General features: G+C 38.0%; 19 protein-coding genes. 4 read left to right on the top strand and 15 right to left on the bottom strand.

Annotated features, from left to right (window positions below):
• Window positions 1-5: 5 nt before the first annotated feature.
• Both F4V44_RS04415 and F4V44_RS04410 read right to left on the bottom strand, forming a co-directional pair.
• Window positions 6-1,127, bottom strand: a complete 1,122-nt coding sequence (locus F4V44_RS04415; protein ID WP_150438771.1) for a ferritin family protein — start codon at window positions 1,125-1,127, stop codon at window positions 6-8.
• Between the two features lie 392 nt (window positions 1,128-1,519).
• On the bottom strand, window positions 1,520-2,206 hold the full coding sequence (locus tag F4V44_RS04410; protein ID WP_223881803.1) for a vanadium-dependent haloperoxidase: 687 nt from the start codon (window positions 2,204-2,206) through the stop codon (window positions 1,520-1,522).
• 403 nt (window positions 2,207-2,609) lie between these two features.
• Between F4V44_RS04410 and F4V44_RS04405 the strand changes: the two genes are divergently transcribed.
• Complete coding sequence (locus F4V44_RS04405; protein WP_150438770.1) at window positions 2,610-3,005, top strand: sporulation protein; 396 nt, start codon at window positions 2,610-2,612, stop codon at window positions 3,003-3,005.
• Between the two features lie 37 nt (window positions 3,006-3,042).
• Entirely contained in the window at window positions 3,043-3,810 is a 768-nt protein-coding gene (locus tag F4V44_RS04400; RefSeq protein ID WP_150438769.1) for a TerC family protein, read from the top strand.
• 281 nt (window positions 3,811-4,091) lie between these two features.
• On the opposite strand, the gene F4V44_RS04395 is transcribed toward F4V44_RS04400, so the two are convergent.
• From F4V44_RS04395 to F4V44_RS04345, 11 genes are all read right to left on the bottom strand, one after another.
• Entirely contained in the window at window positions 4,092-6,260 is a 2,169-nt protein-coding gene (locus F4V44_RS04395) for an MASE3 domain-containing protein (RefSeq protein ID WP_223881802.1), read from the bottom strand.
• A 335-nt stretch (window positions 6,261-6,595) separates the two neighbouring features.
• Entirely contained in the window at window positions 6,596-8,299 is a 1,704-nt protein-coding gene (locus F4V44_RS04390; protein WP_150438767.1) for an acyl-CoA dehydrogenase family protein, read from the bottom strand.
• A gap of 2 nt (window positions 8,300-8,301) precedes the next feature.
• Complete coding sequence (locus F4V44_RS04385) at window positions 8,302-8,727, bottom strand: acyl-CoA thioesterase (protein WP_150438766.1); 426 nt, start codon at window positions 8,725-8,727, stop codon at window positions 8,302-8,304.
• Between the two features lie 15 nt (window positions 8,728-8,742).
• Window positions 8,743-10,296, bottom strand: coding sequence for a class I adenylate-forming enzyme family protein (locus tag F4V44_RS04380; RefSeq protein ID WP_150438765.1), 1,554 nt, complete (start codon window positions 10,294-10,296; stop codon window positions 8,743-8,745).
• A 192-nt stretch (window positions 10,297-10,488) separates the two neighbouring features.
• On the bottom strand, window positions 10,489-11,664 hold the full coding sequence (locus tag F4V44_RS04375) for an acetyl-CoA C-acetyltransferase (protein WP_150438764.1): 1,176 nt from the start codon (window positions 11,662-11,664) through the stop codon (window positions 10,489-10,491).
• Between the two features lie 21 nt (window positions 11,665-11,685).
• The gene (locus F4V44_RS04370) at window positions 11,686-12,465 is read right to left on the bottom strand and encodes an enoyl-CoA hydratase/isomerase family protein (protein WP_150438763.1); all 780 of its coding nucleotides are present in this window, start codon (window positions 12,463-12,465) and stop codon (window positions 11,686-11,688) included.
• 22 nt (window positions 12,466-12,487) lie between these two features.
• Entirely contained in the window at window positions 12,488-13,348 is an 861-nt protein-coding gene (locus F4V44_RS04365; protein ID WP_150438762.1) for a 3-hydroxyacyl-CoA dehydrogenase family protein, read from the bottom strand.
• A gap of 292 nt (window positions 13,349-13,640) precedes the next feature.
• Window positions 13,641-15,851 (bottom strand): helix-turn-helix domain-containing protein, encoded by a 2,211-nt coding sequence (locus F4V44_RS04360; RefSeq protein WP_150438761.1) that lies wholly within the window; start codon window positions 15,849-15,851, stop codon window positions 13,641-13,643.
• A 63-nt stretch (window positions 15,852-15,914) separates the two neighbouring features.
• Window positions 15,915-16,370 carry a DUF3237 domain-containing protein gene (locus tag F4V44_RS04355; RefSeq protein WP_223881792.1) on the bottom strand — a complete coding sequence of 152 codons (456 nt, stop codon included), beginning with the start codon at window positions 16,368-16,370 and terminating at the stop codon, window positions 15,915-15,917.
• 226 nt (window positions 16,371-16,596) lie between these two features.
• Window positions 16,597-17,970 carry an MFS transporter gene (locus tag F4V44_RS04350; RefSeq protein ID WP_150438759.1) on the bottom strand — a complete coding sequence of 458 codons (1,374 nt, stop codon included), beginning with the start codon at window positions 17,968-17,970 and terminating at the stop codon, window positions 16,597-16,599.
• A 638-nt stretch (window positions 17,971-18,608) separates the two neighbouring features.
• Window positions 18,609-19,289 (bottom strand): hypothetical protein, encoded by a 681-nt coding sequence (locus F4V44_RS04345; RefSeq protein WP_150438758.1) that lies wholly within the window; start codon window positions 19,287-19,289, stop codon window positions 18,609-18,611.
• Window positions 19,290-19,572: 283 nt separating this feature from the next.
• Here F4V44_RS04345 and F4V44_RS04340 point away from each other — a divergent pair, with 283 nt between their 5' ends.
• Both F4V44_RS04340 and F4V44_RS04335 read left to right on the top strand, forming a co-directional pair.
• Entirely contained in the window at window positions 19,573-20,841 is a 1,269-nt protein-coding gene (locus F4V44_RS04340; protein ID WP_150438757.1) for a flavin-dependent oxidoreductase, read from the top strand.
• Entirely contained in the window at window positions 20,838-21,131 is a 294-nt protein-coding gene (locus F4V44_RS04335; RefSeq protein WP_150438756.1) for a Dabb family protein, read from the top strand. The genes F4V44_RS04340 and F4V44_RS04335 overlap by 4 nt, the downstream gene beginning before the upstream one ends.
• 77 nt (window positions 21,132-21,208) lie before the next feature.
• On the opposite strand, the gene F4V44_RS04330 is transcribed toward F4V44_RS04335, so the two are convergent.
• Entirely contained in the window at window positions 21,209-21,769 is a 561-nt protein-coding gene (locus F4V44_RS04330; protein WP_150438755.1) for a DNA-3-methyladenine glycosylase I, read from the bottom strand.
• A gap of 61 nt (window positions 21,770-21,830) precedes the next feature.
• A complete protein-coding gene (locus F4V44_RS04325) occupies window positions 21,831-23,099 on the bottom strand; it encodes an MFS transporter (RefSeq protein ID WP_150438754.1) in 1,269 nt (422 codons plus the stop codon).
• Window positions 23,100-23,419: the final 320 nt, after the last annotated feature.

Below are 23,419 nucleotides of genomic sequence, written 5' to 3'. Positions count from 1 at the left end.
TTCTCTTATCTAAGTGCTATTTCGTATTGTTTAAATGGAAGCTTATATTTTTTATAGATTGGAATAATCGCTTCTTCTTCAATTTTCTTCAATGTTTCTGGAAGGTTGATAGATAATCCATGTTTTTCAAATAATGGAGCTAAAGCAAGTACTGCTTCAAATGCTTTCGGATACCATTTCTCCACCCATTCTTGAATGATTTCTACATTGGAGAGGATTTCTTCTGGAGTCTCCCTAGGGTCACTTAATGTTCTTCCCCAGCGATAATCACCTTCCCAATCTTCATAGCCTAAAGATTTTAAATAATCCCAGCGGCTTTCGGCTTCATCACTTGCTAACAGTTTAAACAGAGAGAATGCCCAATCTCGATGCCAATCTAATTGCTTCGAAATGACCAAATTCAGAATGGATAAATGTGTATCACCTTGTTTAACAGCTTCTTGATTTAATTCACGATACATCAAATTTCCTAATAAAAGGTCTAATGTTAAGTTCTCCGCCACAAGAACTTCTGCCCAGTCATCTGTCACGAGAACCTCTTCTACATAACGACGTAATGGCTGAAAAGCTGGTTCGTTCAGTAGCACCTCTTTGCCATATGCAAGAAACTCCCCATGATGCTCCTGCATATTCATGGCCCATTGTGAAATCCACTGAGCTCTTCCTGTTTTATCGTATGCCTGGTAAGTCGCGCACTGTTCAATCGCTGAGCCTAATGCATAACGGATGACATGCTGCATTTGAACATTCTCACCATATTCAATATGACGAAGCGGCGTATATAGATCTCTTAGTGCATCTGTCCACTGGGGTGATAGATTTTCAATGACTCCTAGTTCATTTGCATAGTTGAAGGCATTTTCAACTTCTTCAGCCATTTTCTTACGGTTATTTACATAAGTTGTGTACCAAAACTTCTTCGGATCACGGTAAGCTTCCCAATCGGAGGATTTTAGGCGTGTATAACGCGGATCATAAATGTCATAATCACGCTCGTCGAATATATGGCGATAGTGCATATGGATATATGGCTGTTGTCTGACTGTCACATCTTCATATTCATTCTTTGTTTTATAATCCCAGGCTTGGTCTCGGATTGTTTTTTTGAATTCAGGTTTCGTTGTCATTTCTCTTCCCCCTTTTATATTTCAGAAAATTACACTTAAATTTTATAGAATACCTTTGCTGCTATCTAAAGAGGTTTGCTACTTTATTTCTTTTGCTATCTTGTAAGCGTATTCTAATATTAAAATAATTCGAATATTTCGTATATGGTTGATGTCACCCAAATTTTTTTCCGTTTTGGTACGATTCATACCAATTTTCATCCTATCTACTTTGAATATAGTGAAGAGACTGTCCAAAAAATCAATGTTACTGACTTTTTGGGCAGTCTCTTATTTTAATTATTGTTACTGTAAGAATAGTTAAAAAACCCCTTAATCGTTGGGTCTTTTCACCTCAATAACAAGTTTCCGATTCCCCTGTTTTTAGGATTTCAAGAAAATCGGAAACCCATCTATCCTTTCATATAATACATAACAATCTTTCCTATTTGTCTTCCTAATTTCAGACCTGCCTCTATGTCTGCTTTGAAATGGACTCCAGCATAAACCCGAGATTGAGCACATTCTTCCATTTTTCTTTGAATGGATGCTGATTCACTTGGAAAGAAATGACTAAGTACCATTTGGGAGCATCCTGCTATGGCTGCATGACCGGAGGGATAGGATGGAGATTGGGGCGTGTCAATAACAGCAGCAACGTTACTGCCATATTGAATGGGTCTTGCGGTATCGTAAAGATATTTAAAATACATCGACATGACAAAGGCATCATTTACGGCAGCATAAAAATACCCTAACACGAAGGCAAGCTTTGTTGCGCCTATATTGTACTTATCTGCTAAACGGAAAATGATTCGTCTAATTTTTTCAGTTAACATTCCGTTTCCCCAATACTCGGCCATTTGTTTTTGCCTGGGAGTCAAGGCAGCTAATGTTTGTTGAACAATCAATCGTTCAAATGTCCAATTAATAAGATTAGGATGCCGAAGGTCCCAACTGATTTTTCGTTGAAAAGGATCGAGGAATACATGGTTCCCAGAGCGATGAATAAACACCATCGGCCCATAACCGGGGACTGGGTTTCCCTTTGGAGGAGTTGAATTTCCAGGATAAGGATGTTCCGACCATTTTTTATACATCAACACAATCAATCCCTTTTCATAGTCCTTTAACTTTCTATGTTTGGAGAATGGAGAATGTGATGAACATAACGAAGATTTCTATTTTTCCAAACAAAATTGGTCAAAAAGATGATTGACATGTTACCCATCTAAATATATGATTAATTTATAAATTTAATATTTTTCTCCTAAAGGGGAGTAGCTTTTACAACAAAGTCGTCATTTCGGAGTTTCAAACTCTCGGCTTTGTTGGCAACGAATGTTGTTAGCAAGACCTTTACCTGCACAACAGGTAGAGGTCTTTTATGTTTTAGACCTTTACCATCAATCGGTAAAGGTCTTTTATTTTTAAAGCCTTTACCATCTTCGGTAAGGGCTTTTCAACTTTTCTGGTAGAAATATATAATTGGAGGATTTGTTCATGCTATTAAGAAAAACAATGTCACTGTTAGGAATTGGTTCGGCAAAAATTGATTTAATTTTGGAGAAAAGGACATATGCTCCCGGCGAAAAGGTTTCTGGTTATTTCTTACTAAAGGGTGGTACGGTTGATCAAACGATTAAACATATTCATTGTGATTTAGTCATGGTTGATGATGAGAAAGAACAAGAAACGGTTGTAGATACAACAACCATATTATCATCAAGAAAAATACAGTCGAACGAGGAAGATCAATTATCGTTTAGCTTTACCATTCCCGAAGATTCCGAACGATCAAGGAAAAACCTATATTACTATTTTAAATCGAAACTTGTCTTTCATGAGGGAATGGAAAGTAAGGACCACGATATCATTTATTTGAAATCTAATTTATAAGAGAACGATTTTAAAAAAACTCTAGGAGGATGAATCAATGGAACTATCCATTTTATTTGAGTACACCTGGGTATTACTATTATTAATTGCGATTGAAGGTTTACTGGCAGCGGATAATGCACTTGTCTTGGCTATTATGGTTAAACATCTGCCTGAGGAACAAAGAAAAAAAGCCTTATTTTACGGACTGGCGGGCGCCTTTGTCTTCCGATTTGGTTCCTTATTTGTGATTTCTTTCCTTGTCGATGTATGGCAGGTCCAAGCAATCGGAGCACTGTACCTGTTATTCATCGCTGTCAATCATATCGTTAGAAAAGTATTCTTGAAAAAAGAAAAAGAGAAAAATGAGGACGAAAAGAAAAATTCCGGTTTTTGGGGAACTGTTTTTAAGGTAGAATTGGCCGATATTGCCTTTGCTGTTGACTCTATTCTTGCCGCCGTTGCCCTTGCCGTTACACTTCCAAATACAAACCTGCCAAATATTGGAGGTCTTGATGGTGGAAAATTCCTTGTTATTTTTGCAGGTGGCCTGATTGGGCTCATTATCATGCGTTTTGCCGCAAACTTCTTTGTGAAGCTGCTTCACACTAGACCAGGCTTAGAAATTGCCGCTTTTCTTATCGTCGGCTGGGTCGGTGTAAAGCTTTCCGTCTACACCTTAGCGCATCCAGAATTAGCTTTATTACCAGAAGGCTTTGCTAAATCTCCGGAATGGAAAATTACGTTTTACGTCGTGTTATTATTAATCGCAGCTGGCGGCTGGTTTTTTTCGAAGGACAAAAAAGAAGAAGCCAGACACTATTAATTAGAAAGTTCTAGAAACGCTCACCAATTATACGGTGAGTGTTTCTTTTTACTGGAAGTTTTCCATTACCCAAGAAACATCCGCTACAATCCAACAATCCACAGGGGCTATGCATGAAATTGTCGCCATTTCTGAATCAGTTGCACGATTAGCTAAAGATTTAAATAACTCCGTTGACCATTTTAAAATAGAATAAAGTCAAACAAGGTGTCAGGCACCACAAATGGACATTTTCTTGCATTTTGTCTTTTTGTGGTGCCTGACCACCTTATATGTTTTCCTTATAGACAAGAAACCGGCACTTCAGCAGCCTGAAGCGGTAATTGGACAGTAACAATCGTTCCTTTAGATACATCACTTGCAAATTCAATTGTGCCTTTATGAGCCTCAATAATCCGGTAGCTCACCATTAATCCTAACCCAGTCCCTTTTTCTTTTAATGTATAAAAAGGTTCACAAAGCTTTGGAATGATTTCCTTTGGAATTCCTACACCTGTATCTTTTATAGAAATAGCAATATTTTGATTAGTTGATTCTTTTATTTCAACAGTAAGGTTTCCGCCGTTAGGCATGGCCTCAAATGCATTTTTGATGATATTAATAAAAACTTGTTTTAATTGGTTTTCATCGCATTGCACATATGGCTCTGTTCCAATAAATTGTTTGTTCATATTTACATTTTGTAATAATGCTTGAGGTTCCATGAATGATAGTACTTGATTAACAATATCCTTAAGGTTATTGGCCTTATATTCAATCGCCTGAGGTTTCGCAATGACCATAAATTCATTTGTAATCATTTCAATTCGATTCAGTTCAGACATCATAAGGTCTAACAAGGATAAACGATTGCTGTCAACTTCTCCCTTAAGCAGTTGTGTAAACCCTTTCAATGTTGTCAACGGATTGCGTATTTCATGCGCAACACCTGCTGCCATTTCACCTACTACTGCGAGCTTTTCAGATTTTCGTAATAACTCTTCTGTCTTTTTTAATTGTGTAATGTCAATGATTGAACCTACTACCTCTACCACTCTTGTCTCTTTTATAATCGGTTTTAGTGAAACAGCTAAGGAGGCTTCTTTCCATTCCCATTCAAAGCTCACATCACGACCATCCCAGGCAATTTGGTAATGATAAAGCAGCTGATCGAATTCTTTATTTCCGGTTGGATAAATGAACATCTGTCCAATCATTTGGTTAGGAGAATTCCATAATTTGTGAAGCAACTCCCCGTCACAAAGGGTATGAATAAAACTATCTTCTACTTTATGATATTTAAAAATAATTCCTTGCTGCTGGCGAATGGTATCCGTTAACTCTTGCTTTGCTTCATGAAGATTATGCTCATACTTTTTTTGCTCTGTAATATCCCTAATAATGGCTGAAATATTACCGGTATGCTTACCATGGATATTTGACAAGGAAATCATGAGATAAATAGTCTCCCCATTTTCTCTTTGTTGTAGGACTTCGAAATCTGTAATATTTGAACCATTTAGAACTTGCTCCAATACCTCTAACAAGTCATCCTTGTTCTTCAGAATTGTTTTGAAATCCTGTCCAATAACATCGGATTCTTTTATATCCATGATTTTCTCAAATCCTTTATTTGCACGGAGTATATGTCCTTGATGATCAAGGATTAGCAGCCCTTCTGGTGTATTTTCGAAAAAGGACTCTAGTAACCCTTGGGTCGTATTTAAATCCTCTTCCATTTCTTCTTTTTTTAGAAAAGTCAGCTGAAGTTTTGAAGAATAGAAGCCTATAAAGATATACATATTCCCCAGAACTTTTAAAAAGTGGACTAAAAAATTATAATACCCTTGGCTGCCGCCATAAAGCAACGTCAAAAGGTTAAGAAGGAATAAGAAAAATATCCCCATAATTAAATAGATATAAATGTAGTCTTTCGTTTTTTTCATACTTTTAGTTATGAGTACGAAGGACAACGTATAAATGAAACAAATAGTAAGGTAGAAAGCAACTCTTAATACTGTTGATTCTCCATTTATTGAAATTAATGGCAGATGGTCTTCAAATATGAAAATAATAGATGCTGATACTAGTAAAATACCTATAGTTGATAGAATATACCAATACTTCTTGATTAATTTTTCTTTTTTATCCTTGAGCATGAATAATACGAAAAGAAAAATTCCAGTTGACTGTGTTAATCTGACCAACATTTCGAACCATCCTGTTTTTACTTCAGAACTTTCTGTAATAAAAGTGGGCATTCCCGGAAATGTAATCATATGCAGTAAACCAAAGGTTCCTATTGAGAAAAAAATGACAGGCAGCCAAAGCGATGTTTTAGACAATATATAAGGATAAGCGTACCAGCCATAAAGGAAAATTGAAAATGATATGAAGATATTGAATATTTCGAAAACAGTGTGTATAATAATACGACTTTCTGATACAAAGATGGATTCTATATAGGGCATTAAAAAAACGGACAAGATCAGCAATAGTATAGAACTATAAAAAGAAACGAAGGTTATTTTTTTATTCTGATACATATAATTAAGCATAAAACCTACCCACCTCTAGCCTGAATAAAAAGAATTAGTTATTCATGATATTTCGACAAAAACATTAATAATCCTCCCCTATTAATCCCTAAAAAAGAGAAATTTTTTTCTTGTTTCAAACAAGGTGTCAGGCACCATAAATGGACATTTTCTTGCATTTTGTCTTTTTGTGGTGCCTGGTGTATTAGATAAAAAGCATGGGGACGGATCTCCTACTTCCAAGGAAGCAGGAGATCCGTCCCCATGTTTCAATTGATATATTTCCCAGCGTTTATGGTTTCTAAAGCAATTCTTCGTTTCAATTTAACGATATCTTCCGGGCTGCTCATAATGAGTCGTTTAGAAATCTGTGAAAATCCTTCATCTTCTATAAAATGATTTAATAGATTAAGAGCTCTAAGCCCCAGCTGCTGGGAAGATTCATGTACATATATCTTTGTACAGTAAATTTTCTGCTGGCTTTTTTCTTCTCCATTTGCTTGAATAGCTTTTTTTGTTCTTAAAATAGCGCTTTCTATTGCATAAATATTGATTGCAATATCCGCAATAAAAGCTGCCGTTTCTTGTTCTTCATCTAAATAGTCCAAACCTTGCTTTTTAATCGTTAAAATAAGTGAATGAAAAAGATTCTTTAGCAGAAGAAGAATTTGCTTTTCATGCTGAAGGATACAGCCCTCTACATTCTCATTTTCAATTGGCTGCAAATCTTTTTTCAATAAAGATGAAGCGATGATGATTCTATTAATTTCATTGGTTCCTTCAAAAATCCTGCTAATTCTGGCATCACGATAGAGTGTTTCAATTTCATATTCTGACATATAACCATAACCGCCATGGATTTGAACCCCTTCATCTACGACAAAATCTAGGATTTCAGTCGACATCACCTTATTAATGGAGCATTCCACTGCATACCGAGCAATGGTTTTTCCAATGTCATCCCCATTCCTCTTCATTTCAGCAAATGCATCCTGCATCGCACCCGCCGTTCGATAAACAGCGCTTTCATTTACATACGTTTTAATCACCATATCGGCAATCTTATTCTTAATTAAATTAAAATTGGATAAAGACTGCCCAAATTGCTTTCGTTCATTTGCATATTTAACTGAAAGCTCAATCGCTCGTTTTGCTGTTCCTAAAGAGGCAGCAGAAATTTTATGGCGGCCGATATTCAGAACATTAAACGCAATAACATGCCCTTTTCCAATTTCTCCAATCACGTTTTCCACAGGAACTTTGACATTGTCTAATATAACTGAACAAGTGGAAGACCCTTCTAACCCCATTTTCTTTTCTTCGGGACTTGTTGTCACACCTTCATAATCTTTTTCAACAATAAAGGCTGTAAACTGTGTTCCATTGACTTTTGCATATACGATAAAAAGGTCAGCAAAACCGGCATTCGAAATCCATTGTTTTTCCCCGCTTATGACATAATACGAACCACATTCTGATAAAACAGCTGTAGTCTTTCCACTAAGGGCATCGGTTCCAGCAGATGGCTCTGTTAAGGCATAGGCGGCAATTTTTTCACCCGTTAGGATATCTAGCAAGTATTTCTGCTTTTGTTGCTCTGTTCCAAAATAGGCAATAGGTAAAGCCCCGATTCCCGTTTGACCTCCAAATGTAATCGAAAAGGACCGGCCAAGAGCCATTTTCTCAGTAATAATCGTGGCTGCTACCTTTCCAAGCTCAAGTCCGCCATCAGATTCAGGAATATCAGCACTGATTAAACCAAGTTCTCCTGCCTGTTTAATTAAGTCAACTGTGTGTGAAAACTCTTTATTTTCAATCTTTCCTAAACGCGGTAAGACCTCATTCAAAACAAATTTACTTGTCATATCTGAGATCATGAGCTGTTCTTCCGTAAAATCTTCGGTTGTAAAAACATCATTTGGAGAAATCGTAACTGATAAAAAATGTTGTTGATTTACTGTTTTGTTTGACATCCCTATCCCTCCACGATTAGTTCAGAAGACTTAAGTCTATTACGAACTTCTTCCGGAATAACCTCAGCTTTGGGTTTGCCTTTAAATGATGTCCAAGCACGGACATCATAGCCCTCTGCAACTAATTGGCCATCTTTATAAAATTTGTGATTTACTCTTATTACCTTTTTTCCTACTTCTTCAACCGTGCTATGTAAAACCACTTTGTCTTCATAATAAAGCGGACTCTTAAAATTACAATGGGTTTCTAGTAATGGAAGCCCAATTTTATCCTCAGCTAAAAGTTTGGAAACAGGAAAGCCAATAGAGGCAAAAATCTCATGTGTCGATTCATTCATCCATTTATAGAAGTTCGGGAAAAATACAATCCCAGCCGCATCCGTATCTCCCCATTGTACTTTAAATTTAAAATCATATTGATAATACATGTTTATCTTCCTTTCTTAACCAATGGTTATTTCTGATGTAATCCGTTCTTTCAGCTGCATCTTTTGAATTTTCCCACTGGCAGTTACTGGGAATTCCATTGTAAAGACCACTTTACTCGGTAATTTATGTGTAGCGATTCTTTCTCTCAGATAGGTAATAATCTCTTCTTCCGAACTTTCTTTTCCTTCTTTCAGTTGAAGAACCGCACAAACGGTTTCGCCGAGAATTTCATCCGGAATACCAATAATCGCCACATCCATTACTTTTGGATGTTTCGTCAAGACAGCTTCAATTTCTTGAGGATAGATATTTAGTCCGCCGCGAATGATCATTTCTTTCTGTCTCCCAATAAAGCGTATATATCCATTTTCATCCATTGTTCCGAGGTCCCCTGAATAGTACCATCCCTCATCGTCTGTAACGGCTTTCGTTTGTTCGGGCATTTTATAATACCCTTTCATATTGCCAAATCCCTTAATGGCAATTTCTCCAGTTTCCCCAGGTGGAAGCTGTAATCGATTTTCGTCTACGATTTTTATCTCTACTCCAGGAAGAGCTTTACCAAGTGTTTCAATGATACTTTTTTCATCATCATCATATGGTGTGATGGTCACAGAGCACGTTTCCGTGATTCCAAAAGATTGACATAGATTCATGCCGAAGCGATCTCTTATTTCTTTTACTTTATTTGCTGGAATGGGTGAAGCTCCGACAATCCCTGCTCTTAGTGAAGATAAATCGTATGAATCGAAATGTTCCACTTCTAATTCTTTAATGAACATTGTTGGAACTCCTGAATGGATTGTAACCTTTTCCTGTTGAACCATTTCTAACATTAACTCCGGATGATACTTTTCAATTAACACAATTCGTGCACCGGTAGCCACCGCACAAAATAGGTTTACAGCCATACCAAAAATGTGGAATAATGGGGCAGCAATAAGGAAAACATCTTCCTCGTTGCAATTAATTTCACTCCCGACCGTACAGGCAGAATTCCCAACAAGTGCTCGATGCGGAACCATCACTCCTTTCGGTACCCCAGTCGTCCCTGATGTATATAATAGGCAAAATAAATCTTCGTTGACATCGATGGTTACTTCTTCTGCACTCATTCCTGTATTCATAAGATCTTCATACGTTTCAAGTCCTTCTACAACACATCGCACAGTAATGACCTCTGGCACTATAGTTAATGCCTTTTGAAACTTTACATGATGGTCAAATTCTTCCGTTGCAATCAAAATTTTCGGCTCTGCGTTTTTCAAAATTCGTTCCACTTCGAAAGATTTATATTTCGGACTAAACGGAACAACGATGGCACCAATTTTAGCGATGGCAAAAAGCACAACCACATTTTCATACCAATTTGGTAATGAAACGGCTACCCGATCTCCTTTATCGATTCCTTTACTTTTTAGTCCGCCAGCCAAGTGATCTACGTCGTTTTTTAGTTGTTTATATGAAAATCGTTGCTTCAAATCATAGATAACTTCTTGGTCTCCATACTTTAAGGAAGCCTCCTTTAATAACTCGTACACAGACATAAGATTCTTATTTTTGTCCATATTTTTCCCCTCTCCATCAGTCAAGAATCTAAGTTATAGATAATAAGGCTATTAAACTTCTATGGATCAAATCATATTTATAAGTGGCAGTCCCAATATCAATGGTGTCAGGCACCACAATTCACGTAAAATCGTCCTGAATATAGATGAATTGTGGATACCTGAAACCTAATGAGACAACCCCCTCCTCTTTTACAAAGCTTCCCAAATAGATGCGATTCCCTGACCGCCGCCGATACAAACAGCTGAAGCTCCGTATTTCTTCTTACGTCTTCTCAATTCGTAAATAAGGGTAGTTGAAATCCTTGTACCACTTGCTGCAAGTGGGTGACCAAGTGCAATCGCTCCGCCATTTACATTTCCAATTTCAGGGTCGAATCCTAATTCCTTTTGACAAGCAAGATATTGGGCTGAAAAAGCCTCATTAATTTCGATTAAGTCCAAATCAGAGATGGATAAGCCGGCTTTGCGAAGTGCTCCTTGAATCGCTGGAACTGGGCCAATTCCCATGTACTTTGGCTCAACCCCAACAACATCCCAAGAAACTAAACGAGCAATCGGTTTTAATCCTTTTTGCTCTGCGTAGTCACTTGATGCCAACACAACGGCGGCTGCACCATCGACCATCCCGCTGGCATTACCAGGTGTCACCACACCATTTTCAGCAAATCGCGGCTTTAATTTTCCCAGCTGCTCCATACTTGTTTGACGGATATGCTCGTCCTCAGCAATGAGCTTCTCTCCTTTTCTTCCTTTCACCGTAACAGGAATAATTTCTTCTTGAAGATACCCTTTTTCTCTTGCTGCAATCGCCCGGTTATGACTGGATAGAGCATGCTGATCCACTTCTTCTCTAGTAATTTCATATTTTACTGCCAGGTTTTCTGCTGTGTCCCCCATCGAACATTTTCCAACTGTGTCATAAAGACCATCCCATACCCAGTCTTCAATCACCGTACCGCCTAATGGGCTTCCCCATCTCATGCCGCGAATCACATGTGGGACCTGACTCATACTCTCGGTTCCTCCTGCAAGAACCACATTGGCTTCACCTGTTAAAATATAGCGTGCAGACGTTAGAATTGACTCAATTCCTGTTCCGCAAAGACGATTAATAGTTAAAGCCGGAACAGGTATCGGTGTGCCTGCTTTTAAACCAACATGTCTGGCCAAAATATGCGCATTTTTACTGGACTGCTGCACATTTCCAAATACAACATGGTCAATTTCCTCAGCAGATATCTTTGATCTTTGGATTGCTTCCTTCGCTGCAATCGCCCCTAAATCGATGGCATCAAGTTCACGAAACGATTCCGACATTTCGGCAAATGGTGTTCTTGCCCCTTCTAATAAAACAATTCCCTTCATTTTCCTCACTCCTTTTCGTTATTATCGTCCAACATAAACCGGTTCTCTTTTTTCAATAAATGCCTGCAGTCCTTCTTTACGATCATCTGTGGCAAAGGCTGTCGCGAAACAAGCGCTCTCCAAAATTAAACCTGTTTCAAGATCTGTATCACTTCCATTGTTAATCGCAACCTTAGCCATCTGCAGGGCAACAGGCGGTTTCTGCGCTAACTTTTCGGCCCATTCTATAGCCGTTTGAACAACCTCTTCTACCGAAACAACTTTATTCACAATATGTAATTCTTGTGCCCGCTCGGCACTGAACATATCTCCAAAATAGATCAATTCTTTCGCAAGGCCTTGTCCGACAATCTTTTGTAAACGTTGCGTACCTCCGCCGCCTGGGATAATTCCTAGTCCTGTCTCTGGGAAAGCAAACTTTGCTCTATCAGAACAAATGCGCAAATCACAAGCAAGGGCAAGTTCTAATCCACCGCCAAGGGCCAAGCCGTTTATTGCTGCAATCACTGGCTTATTCGAGTTTTCTATTTTGATAAAAACATTTCTTGAAACACTGTTCATTTTATTTACGCCAACAACATCAAGACCAGCCATCTCATTAATATCAGCCCCTGCAACAAACGCTTTTTGCCCGCTTCCTGTCAAGACAATCGTACGGACTTCTTCATTTGCTTCTAATGCATCAAATATTTGTGAGAGTTCTTGAAATACTCGTGTGTTTAAGGGGTTCACAGGAGGGCGGTTAATCGTCACCACCGCAACCTTATTTTCAATTTCACATAGTAAAAATTCGTAACTCATAATCCATTCCTCCAATTTTTTATTATTTTTTTTCGTAATCGTAGAATCCTGCACCTGTTTTCTTTCCAAGTCGACCTGAACGGACTAATTGTTTTAATAGCAGTGGTGGTGCATATTGGTCGTTGTTAAATTCATTCTTGAAATATTCCATTACATGGTATCCAATATCTACCCCTGCAAAGTCCTGTAAAGTGAATGGTCCCATCGGATAGTTCAATCCAAGTGTCACGGCCTGATCAATATCCTCAGCAGAGGCTACTCCTTCTTCAAGAAGCTTGATTGCTTCAATAAATTGTGGAACCATAATTCGGTTGACAATAAATCCTGGAGAATCCTTCTTTACTTCAACCGGCGTTTTTGATAGTTTTCTAGACAATTCTTTTAATTCTTCCACCGTATCATCACTTGTTTGATATCCCCTGACCACCTCGACTAATCTCATTAATTGAGCGGGATTAAAGAAGTGCATGCCTGCCACTCGTTCCGGGCGTTTCGTAACCGAAGCAATTTCAGTGATGGACATCGAGGATGTATTTGTAGCGAGAATCACATCTTCCGGAACAATACGGTCAAGCTCTCGGAACACTTCCTTTTTAAGATCCATATCTTCAATGACAGCTTCAATCACAACATTTGCTGCAGAAAACTCTTCAAGATTAGTAGTTGTGCTAATTCGTCCTAATGCCTCTTGTTTTTGATCCTCTGTCATTTTTCCTCTTTCGACACTTTTACTCATAAATTGATCGATTCTTTGTAAAGCATGATCTAAATACCGCTCCTCAATATCCCGCAGAATAACTTGAAATCCATTTAATGCCGCTAGATTGGCTATTCCAGAGCCCATTGATCCCGCTCCAACGACTCCAATTGTTTGAATTTTCATATGAACACTCCTTTTTTATATCCTTTTCTATTTTCTATAAATTCATTATAATCTGAAAAATTATCAATTTATATCCGCACTATATAGGAATAGGACTCTTGTTTTCTGACAAAAAGTACAGTAAAACTATGCAGATTTCTAACAAGGAAAAACGGTTACGCCTCATGCCCATTTCGGAACAAAAAAACTATTGAGTTCTGTGAAAGCAATTCATTTTACAAGACTCAATAGCTTTTTATTCAAATATATTTATTACGATTCAAATTTAGCTGGGAAAAAGTTTTCAACATTCCTAGTTCTTCGTCATTCCATCCCCGTATAGGTCAAAAAATTTAAAAGCCATCATCAAATTCAAACGAACTTCAGCATTGTTTAAGTCTTCCGCTATTAACGATTCAATCTTCTCAAGCCTATATAAAAGAGAACTTCGATGGATGAATAGATCTTCAGCTGTAATTTTGACATTCCCATTATTTTGTAAAAACACATAAAGGGTATGGCATAAATCAATATTTTTATCCTCACTGTACTTTAACAAAGGCTCCATATATTTTTTAAGAAATAATTGAATCGCCTTCACTTCTTTAAATTGTGAAAAAATAGTATACGAACCTAGGTCTTCAAACATAGAAAATCCATCTTCCCAAAAACGACTGTTTACTACATTTAACGCTTGAATCGATTGCTGATAACTTACATGATAATCCTGAATCGTTGTTGTTCTTTCCCCAATTCCTAATAGAATTTGGCATTTGCTCACTTTAACCTCTGAACCTTCCTTCATCTTATTATAGAGAGTTTCCCAAAATACTCGCGGCTGTTCCCCTTCTGCTTCTGCAGGAACAATGAGAATAAAGTGATCATCATGAGAAGCGGTTATGATTTTATGATCGATATCTAAAAGAACGCTTTTGATAAATTCCCATATAGACGTTTTTTTAGCCTGTTGTTCTAATAAATTAGAAGTTTCTACCACCTTTTGATGCAGCTTAATTGATATCGTAGAAACACGATGGCTGCGATATAAATCCCAATGGAATAAATTAGCATACTGTATAATTTGCCCTGTATCCTCTATTTTCTCAGCTAATAATTTCCCGATAAAGCTGCCCTTCGCTTGTTCCATTCCATCTACAACTAGCTTTTGCTTAATAAATTGGATGGAACAAATATTACGTGCCAGTTCAATCGCCAGCTGATCATATTCATCCATCTTTTCATTTGATAAGCGGATAGCTAAATAACCAAGTAAACTATTCCCGCCTGCCACAGGCCAAAATGAAAAATAGTCTTCTGGATCGTTATTTGTTTGAATGGTTAATGTTTCATGATTTTTGATACTCACTACAGCCTTCTGTGCACCCTTTATTAATACTGACATCAGATTGGGGTCCTGATCCGCTCCCTTTAGTTCATATGATATAGGGAGTAAAAATCGATCAAAAAGGATGACTGAATTTTGAAACAGACGGTTAAGCAACGTTGTTATTCCATCAAAATTATGATCATCTACCGTTTCCTTCACAAGAGCTTGCTGATACTCGATAAGGGAGTGAAGCCTTTTTTTATAATCTTTCTCATTATTAAATAGACTGGCATTTTCAAGAATGCTTGAAAAGTACTTGGATAGTAATTCCAGCATCCTTAAATCTTCATCTTGGAAGACTTCGCCTTTTATTTTTTCGATATGTAATACTCCCATTGGCTTTACCCCCATTACAATAGGAACCGTTAATTGGCGGCCGCCAATGGTCTCCAAAAAAGGGAAATGATCTTTCAAAACATAATTATTCATCATGATTTTCACTTCAGGCTCAAATTCTCCAAAGTAGGGATTTTGTAATTCAAGGCAATCCAGAGATCCATTGAATAAATATATACAAGCTATATCTGCATTTGTCGCTGTTCCCGCTCTCGTTGTTAATTCATAAATATGTTGTTCAATCGGGGTACCAAGTGAAAAATTTTGGCTAATCCATTCAATTCCTTCTACTTTTTTTAATTGCGCTTCTTTTTGTCTAGTAATCGAAATGGCTAAGGCAATATCCTGCCCAAAATCTTCAAATGTTTTCTCCATATCCAAAAGCGGGACATAGTTTAAAAAACCAAGTACACAAAAACCATAATGATGATAATCATCTTTTAACGGAACACTAAACCATGTTTTGACATCGTTTTGTTTTAAAATTTCTGCAAATCTGCAGCCAGCGTTCTGAGATTCATCCGTTAGACTATATAGCATGAGTTTTGGGGAGCATTCTTCTACATGAAGCGAAAACGCATTAGCGACAGAAGGGATATGACCGCTCCATGCCTTTGGAATAAAGAGATCATCTTCTTTTATAATCACTCCAACAAAGTCGCAATATAATTCCAGCCGAAATGAATCTGTTAAATATTGTAATGCCTCTTCCTCTGTATTCACTTTGATAAGTTGTCGTGCCGTCTTACGTAAATGTGTTTCGATTCGTTCCATTAATACTTCCTGCTTAGAAACTGACACTTCTAATCCTCCTTTCTGCTTACCTCTGTTTTTTATCTCTCAGGTGGAATGGAGCGACTCCTATTACTCCACTTGATAAAATACAATCTGAACCTCTGATGGTTTTCGAATCCCTTCTCCGATAAAGATCATTTTATTAAGAAAATCGTACTTATTACTACCTGTTTCAAACACCGGACTTGTTTTAAAATAATAGGTATCATCGGGAACTTCTTCTCCCCGTATTAGCTTATCAATAATCTCTTTTGGACCATGTCTATATCCTTTGTTGACTACGTAGATTGGAACCCCATCATCGGTTTGAATCGTATAATGGGCTAGAGCTTCTGTTACACCATCTTGTCGTAAGATTTGATAATCTGCTCCGCCGGGAAGGACTATTCCTTTGAGCAGATCTCCCTCGAAACTGCCGCCTGTAATTGGAATAACCCTCCTATGTCCTTTTCCGCTATCTCCAATTTCAATCGAATTTTCTACCTGAATATGGGCTGTAAACATATAATTTAAGTGTACAGACAAGCACATTACCCCCTCATTTATTTGAAGATTGTAAATTATTATCTGAATATTATAAATTTTATACTAATCTAGCTATTTCAACAAGCTATAAGAGTAAAGCCAGGCATACCCATACTTGAAAACATGGACGTTCCTGGCTTTTTTAAAAGCTTTCAAAATCATTATTTCCCCTATCAAACTAATAACCCCAGGAATCAGATTCCCAGGATTGTTAGTTTGTTATTGGCTATTCTGCAACAATTATTTCTTCATTTGATTTTGAAATGGCTTTTCCTTCTTGTTCTTGCTGATCTTTATTATAGTTACCATGCTTCTCTTGAACAAACAGCATGGCCAAACCGCCAAGAACTGCAGCACTTGCAATGGCTGCAAAATTATACTGTGGCGCAAGGCCTATCGTTAGTAAAATCCCCACAAAAGTTGGTGCCACAATTCCTCCCAAACGCCCAAATGCCATCGTACTTCCAAGAGCGGTTGAACGCATATTACTTGGATAATACTGGGAAACAAACGCATTGGACAAATTCTGTAATCCTACTGATGAAGCACCGACAACGGAAATGAGCGCAAAAACAATAAAGATGCTTTTTGAGAACCCGATTAAGGATAAAGCAATGGCTCCGCTAAAGAATAAAGGAACGAGTACCTTTTTAAATCCAATCTTGTCCACTAATGGACCAAAGATGACTGTACCTAAAATAGCACCAATTTGCATAACAGCTGTTAGGGCAAGACTTGAACTTAGATCATAGCCAACCTCCATCATGAGGGAAGGTAACCATGTATTCATCGAGTAAATTAAGACAAAAGCACTAAAGCAAGAAATCCAAAACATAATCGTACTGACTCCACGCTTTTCCCCGAAAAGCTTGACGACAGGAGAGCCTGCTTCTTTAACTGCTGGTTTCACAAAATGAATTTCAGCAGTATTTTTTAGTTGAGAGTCAATTCTGCCGAGTGTCTTTTTAGCCTCGTCTAGTTTTCCTTTTTGAACTAAAAAGTCAATAGACTCTGGAATACTCTTTAATAAAAAAGGGATAAACAAAACGGGAATTCCCGCAATCCAAAATACTGCTTCCCAGCCCACAGTCGGAATCAAGGAACGACTTGTTAGGGCTGCAGTCATGGCCCCTACAGAATAACCACAAAAGATAAAAGATACAATAGCGGTACGAACCCGCTTAGGAGAAAATTCAGTTGCAAGGGCAATGACATTTGGCATAACGCCTCCAAGACCTATACCTGCTATCACACGAAAGATCGTAAATAAAACAGGACCATTTGCAAGACCAGATAATAGGGTGAAAAAACTGAATATAAAGGTTGTGAATAAAATGATTCTCTTACGACCCAGCTTATCAGAAAGAATGCCAAAAAGAATGGCTCCAATCGCTGTTCCGATAACCGTATAGCTTCCAATCGCTCCTGCTGTTACACCTGAAATCCCCCATTCCTTTATAAGTGATGGAACGACTGCTCCATAAATAACGACATCGTACCCATCAAAGGCAATGACCAAAAACAACCAGAATACTAGAAGGACATGAAATGAATGAATACGACTTCCATCAATGACATTCATTGGGTTAATCTTTTGCATTAAAATAGCCTCCTGTTTGGAATTATTTTCTTCACTATAAACCTTTATTTAGTAACCGCTTTCAACCACCCTTTCTCTTTTGTAAATATTCAGAATTTTCATAAACTAATTATAATCCTAACAAACCAAGTTTTTTTATCCGCTTATTATAGGAAATAGAAAAAATATTTTCGATTGTTTTGTAGCATATAAGGAAACATAGGAATCGTGATTAAATAGTCATTCTATTTCTTTACAAAAAGGTAAACAAAAACAGATAAAAAAACAATTGACATTGTCTGACTATAAATTAAATCGTTTTCTCCTAAAGGGGAGTAGCTTTTACAGCAAAGTCGTCAATTTCGAAATTTTTTACTCTCAGCTTTGTTGGCAACAAATGTTGTTAGAAAGACCTTTACCATCTTCGGGTAAAGGCCTTTTCAATTTTATACAAGGTAATTTATATATGGAGGATTTTAAAATACTTTTAAGAAAAACAATGTCACTTTTAGGAATAGATTCTGCAAGAATTAATCTGGTTTTGGAAAAGGTGGCTAATAGAAAGGTGCTAGACACCACAAGTGATGGACCTAAAAAAGGGACGATGTTCTTACACCTTTATAGGCAGAACGACCGTCCCTTTTATTTTTCAAATAAGATTACTCTTTCGTTTGTTCCATACTATTTTCAGATTTTTGATGCCTAAATGGCAAGTGTTCGATTCCTAGTTCAGCAAGTTCTGCTTGGGCTTGTTCGATGATCGTTTGTGCTTGCGCTTTTGTTTCTTCATTTAAGCCGGCAAACATATCCTTTTTCCCCGCTTTTTCCGGCAGCGTTACTCCTAGTTCTGCTAATTGTGCTCTCGCTTCTTCTTGGGTAATCGTCCCGCCTTTTCGCTGCTCCATAATGGCTTGAGCCTGTGCTTTTGTTGCTTCATCTAAGTTGGCGAACCTATCCTTTTTCCCGCCTCGTTCAGGCAGTTCTACCCCTAGTTCTGCTAATTGTGCTTTTGCTTCTTCTGAGGTGATTGTTCCGCTTTTTTGCTGCTCCATAATGGCTTGAGCCTGTGTTTTTGTTTCTTCATCTAAACCGTTGAACATATCCTTTTTCCCGCCTCGTTCAGGCAAAGTCACACCTAGTTCCGCTAAGTCTGCTTTTAATTGCTCCATAATCGTTTGAACCTGTGCTTTTGTTGCTTCATCTATAACTGAAACCCCTTTGTCTGAGGCTGTACTAGCAGTTGTAGTATTCGTAGCTGCCATAGCTGACAAGCCAGTTCCTAGTAGTCCAAAAGTTAATGCTCCTGTCATAGCTAAGGCATATAATTCTTTCTTTTTCATGTTAGATTCCTCCAATTATTCATTTTTCGATTACAGGCTCGAACAATCATTTCTCCTAAGCAGTCCTCTATTACCTGATAAATCCATCTTATCCATTAAATATGAACAAGTTATGACCAAACTATTAAAGAGTTCATAACTATTAAGGTCAAAAGTATGTTGGTTTATGAAGCCTTCCCATCCTTCACTCTTTTAAAATATTTTAAATTATGCAATAATCAGACTTATCTAGAAAACTACAACAACCTATTTTTTGTGACAGCTTAAGACGGAGGAGAAGTACATGAATAAAGAAAAAACGGCAATTATTGTAGGCGGAGGCATTGGAGGGCTTGTTACCGCCCTTAAACTTCACCGCGTTGGCGTATCAGTACGTGTTTTTGAAAGTGTAGAAAATATTAAAGCATTAGGGGTCGGAATTAACCTATTGCCCCACGCTGTTCGAATTTTAACAGAATTAGGCTTGACTGAAGACCTTAAAAAAACAGGCATCCCTACAGCTGAATTAAATTATTATAACAAGTTTGGCCAGCAGATTTGGCATGAGCCAAGAGGTTTGGATGCCGGCTATAAATGGCCCCAGTATTCCATTCATCGCGGGCGTTTACATATACTTTTATTAAACGCAGTAAAAAAACAGATTGGTGAAGACGTCATTTATACCGGACATCACCTTAAATCATTTCAAACCTTTGATGATGGTGTAGAAGCAGCCTTTGAAAATAAAAAAACAGGCGAAATGATTGGAACGTACCGCGGCGATTTCCTTATCGCTGCAGATGGTATCCATTCGGTCGTCCGGAAACACTTTTATCCAAATGAAGGTCTGCCTAAATTCAGCGGCCGGATTTTATGGCGCGGCATTGCAGAGTCAACTCCATTTTTAACAGGAAAATCAATGATTATGTCAGGATTCCAGGATCAGAAATTTGTTGCTTATCCTGTTTGTCCAGAAACTGCCGAAAAGGGTCATTCGCTAGTTAACTGGATTGCGGAGCTAGCTGTGCCTGGAGATGTTCCGCCTCGCAGTGACTGGAATAAGAAGGTGGATAAAGAAGTATTTGCACCTGCTTTCTCGGAATGGGATTTTGGCTGGCTGAATGTACCAAAACTAATCGAAGAAACCGAAACAGTTTATGAATTTCCAATGGTGGACCGCGATCCGCTTCCGCAATGGACATTTGGCAGAGTAACCTTACTTGGTGATGCAGCACATCCAATGTATCCAATCGGGTCTAACGGAGCTTCACAGGCCATCTTGGATGCTGATGCATTAGGACAAGCCTTTGTTGAACAGCCGACTGTGGAACTCGCCTTAACTGCCTATGCAACAGTACGCATGGAACCAACTGCTAAGATTGTGTTAACCAACCGGCAGAACGGTCCGGAAAGTGTCATGCAAATAGTAGAGGAACGGTCTCCAAATGGATTTAAGAATCTGCATGATGTCATCTCACAGCAAGAATTAGAGGATATTGCGAACAAATACAAGCAGATTGCAGGCTTCGACCGCCAAACACTAAATAACAAAAAGGGGGCAGGAATAAAGTGATTGAACATATTGTATTAATTAAATTTAAGAACGAGCTGACAGATGACCAGCTTAACGGATTGATTCAGCAAACATTAAGTTTAAAAGATTACATTCCAGGAATCATTGACATCCAGCAGGGCCGTAACTTTTCTAATCGAAGCAAGGGATATGAGATTGCCTTAACAGCACGCTTTACCGACCATGAAGCACTAGAAAACTACCTGCCGCACCCAAAACATCAGGAACTCTTAAAATCGCTTACTGAATTAGGACTAGAAGATACGATTGTCGTCGATTTTGAGATTTAATTTAATAAAAAAGCACAAGTGTCAGGCGCCGTAAAAAGACAAAAGGTAGAAAATGTCCATTTGCGGTGCCTGACACTCTATTTATTTTTCGGATGACAAAAGCAGTCCAATGTGTGGTCGTTAATCATGCCGACTGCCTGCATGTAGGAGTAGCAAATGGTACTGCCAACGAATTTAAAGCCGGCTTTTTTCAATTGTTTACTCATATCATCACTCATTTCATTTGTCACCGGCACCTCTTCCCGAGTCTTCCACTCGTTCACTATCGGCTTGTGATTGACAAAACTCCAAATATAATCAGAAAATGAACCCTGTTCTTCTTGAATTTTCAGGAAAGCTTTTGCATTCGTAACGACGCTTTGAATTTTTAACTTGTTCCGAACAATTCCTTTGTCTTCCCTTAATGCTTCTAACTTCTCATCACTGAATTGAACAATTTTTTCTGCATCAAAATGAGCAAAGGCTTTTCGGTAGTTTTCTCTTTTTTGTAAAATCGTCCACCAGCTGAGCCCAGCCTGTGCTCCTTCTAAGCACAGCATTTCAAATAACAATCGATCATCATATACAGGAACACCCCATTCCTGATCGTGATACTCAATATACAATGGCTCATCTGTAACCCATGCACATCTTTTCATCCTATACGATCCCTCCATCATGCATTCCTATTTCGAAAGGTACCGTATTATTTTCTTCTAATCAACTTGGCAGTTCTACAGACTCCACAGTTTTCGCCGTTTTTACTTTGTCAGGTTCAGGAAGCAAGAAATTCATTAGAGAAGCTGCCACTAAGATAACGATTGAAATATACAAGGAGATATTATAATTTCCCGATAGATTATAGAAATAACCAGGTACATAGGCCCCTAACGCTGAGCCTACTTGGTGACTTAAAGATAAACAGCCTACGATAAAGCCAATCGAATATTTTTTGAAATATTCAGCCGCTAACAATTGTGTCGGTGCAACGGTTGCAAAATCAACTAGTCCAAACAATGCCGCAAAAATCAATAATAATAGCGGATTATGAGAATAGACAAGAATCACAATAGATAAGGCGCGCGTGATATATAAGAAGACAAGTAATTTCCGGCTGCTCCAGTAATCAATAATCACACCAGATAACAGAATGCCAATAATATTAAAAGCTGCTAATAGACTAACAGCAGCACTTGTAACTGATGTTGAAAATCCATGATTATGGGATAAAGGAATCAAGTGCGTATCCATTAAGCCAGTTGTCGTAAAACCACACACCGCAAATGGCAGCATCAAGAACCAAAATTGCCTTTTTTGCAATACCGCTCCTATTGATAATTTTGCTTGAGGCTTGTCCTCTTTCGTTACCTGTGCTTCCTCCAATAGACCTCCTACCGGCTGCAGTCCTTTTTCTGTCGGTTGATTTCGTAAAAAAATCAGTACGACCGGGAAGACGATTACGATTAAAAAGATACTTAATAATAAATTCGTCATTCTCCAATCAACATATTGAATGAGTAAAAGAGAACCCGGAACCAGCAGCATTTGACCAAACCCAAAGCCTGCCTCCAAAATCCCTAACGCCAATCCGCGCTTTTTATTGAACCAATTCATGACAAGTACTGTACCCGCTACATTCGACGCTCCACCTACGCCAATGGAAACAAAAGCATACAAAACAAATAATTGCCAAGGCTGATTCACAAATGTGATGAAAAAGAAACTGATTCCCACTAATAAGGTGCTAGCTGAAATAATCAACCGAGCTCCATACTTATCTACGAACCTTCCAATGATTGGCTGTGAGACACCATAAATGACAAAGCTTAAAGCAGAAATAAGCGAGGTCGTTCCTCTATCCATCGCTAGATCCTCTTCCCAAGGTCCCACGAATGCTCCAAATGCCAAGCGCCCGCCCTGGACCGCTAAAAACGATAAGAATGTAACAAAAACGATGATCCAAGCATAGTGAAATTTGCTTTTTTTCATAATAACCCCTTTCCCTGATGTCAAACATCCTTATGTGATTATTTAGACATTTTACACTCTTTTATCTTATCGTGAAATAGTAAACTCATCAATTTAGCTTTTTTAATATGAATAAGAAAATCCAACCAAAAAGAGAAATTAAGTAAATGTCACAGATTTCTACCTTGCATGACTACAGCAGTTAGAGCAGCCACTCCATTTTATTGAATAAGTTTTTCTCCTTGTGAAAAAGATAGATGAGGATGCAAAAATCATTTTCACGGATGAGAGGGATGTATGATGAAGCTCAACATGGTAAAGAAATGTGTATCAACAATCAT

This window comes from Niallia endozanthoxylica (assembly GCF_008710145.1).
Lineage (GTDB): Bacteria > Bacillota > Bacilli > Bacillales > Cytobacillaceae > Bacillus_BD > Bacillus_BD endozanthoxylica.
Note: the sequence above shows the minus strand (reverse complement) of the source record. Positions and strands in the feature narration are given on the sequence as shown.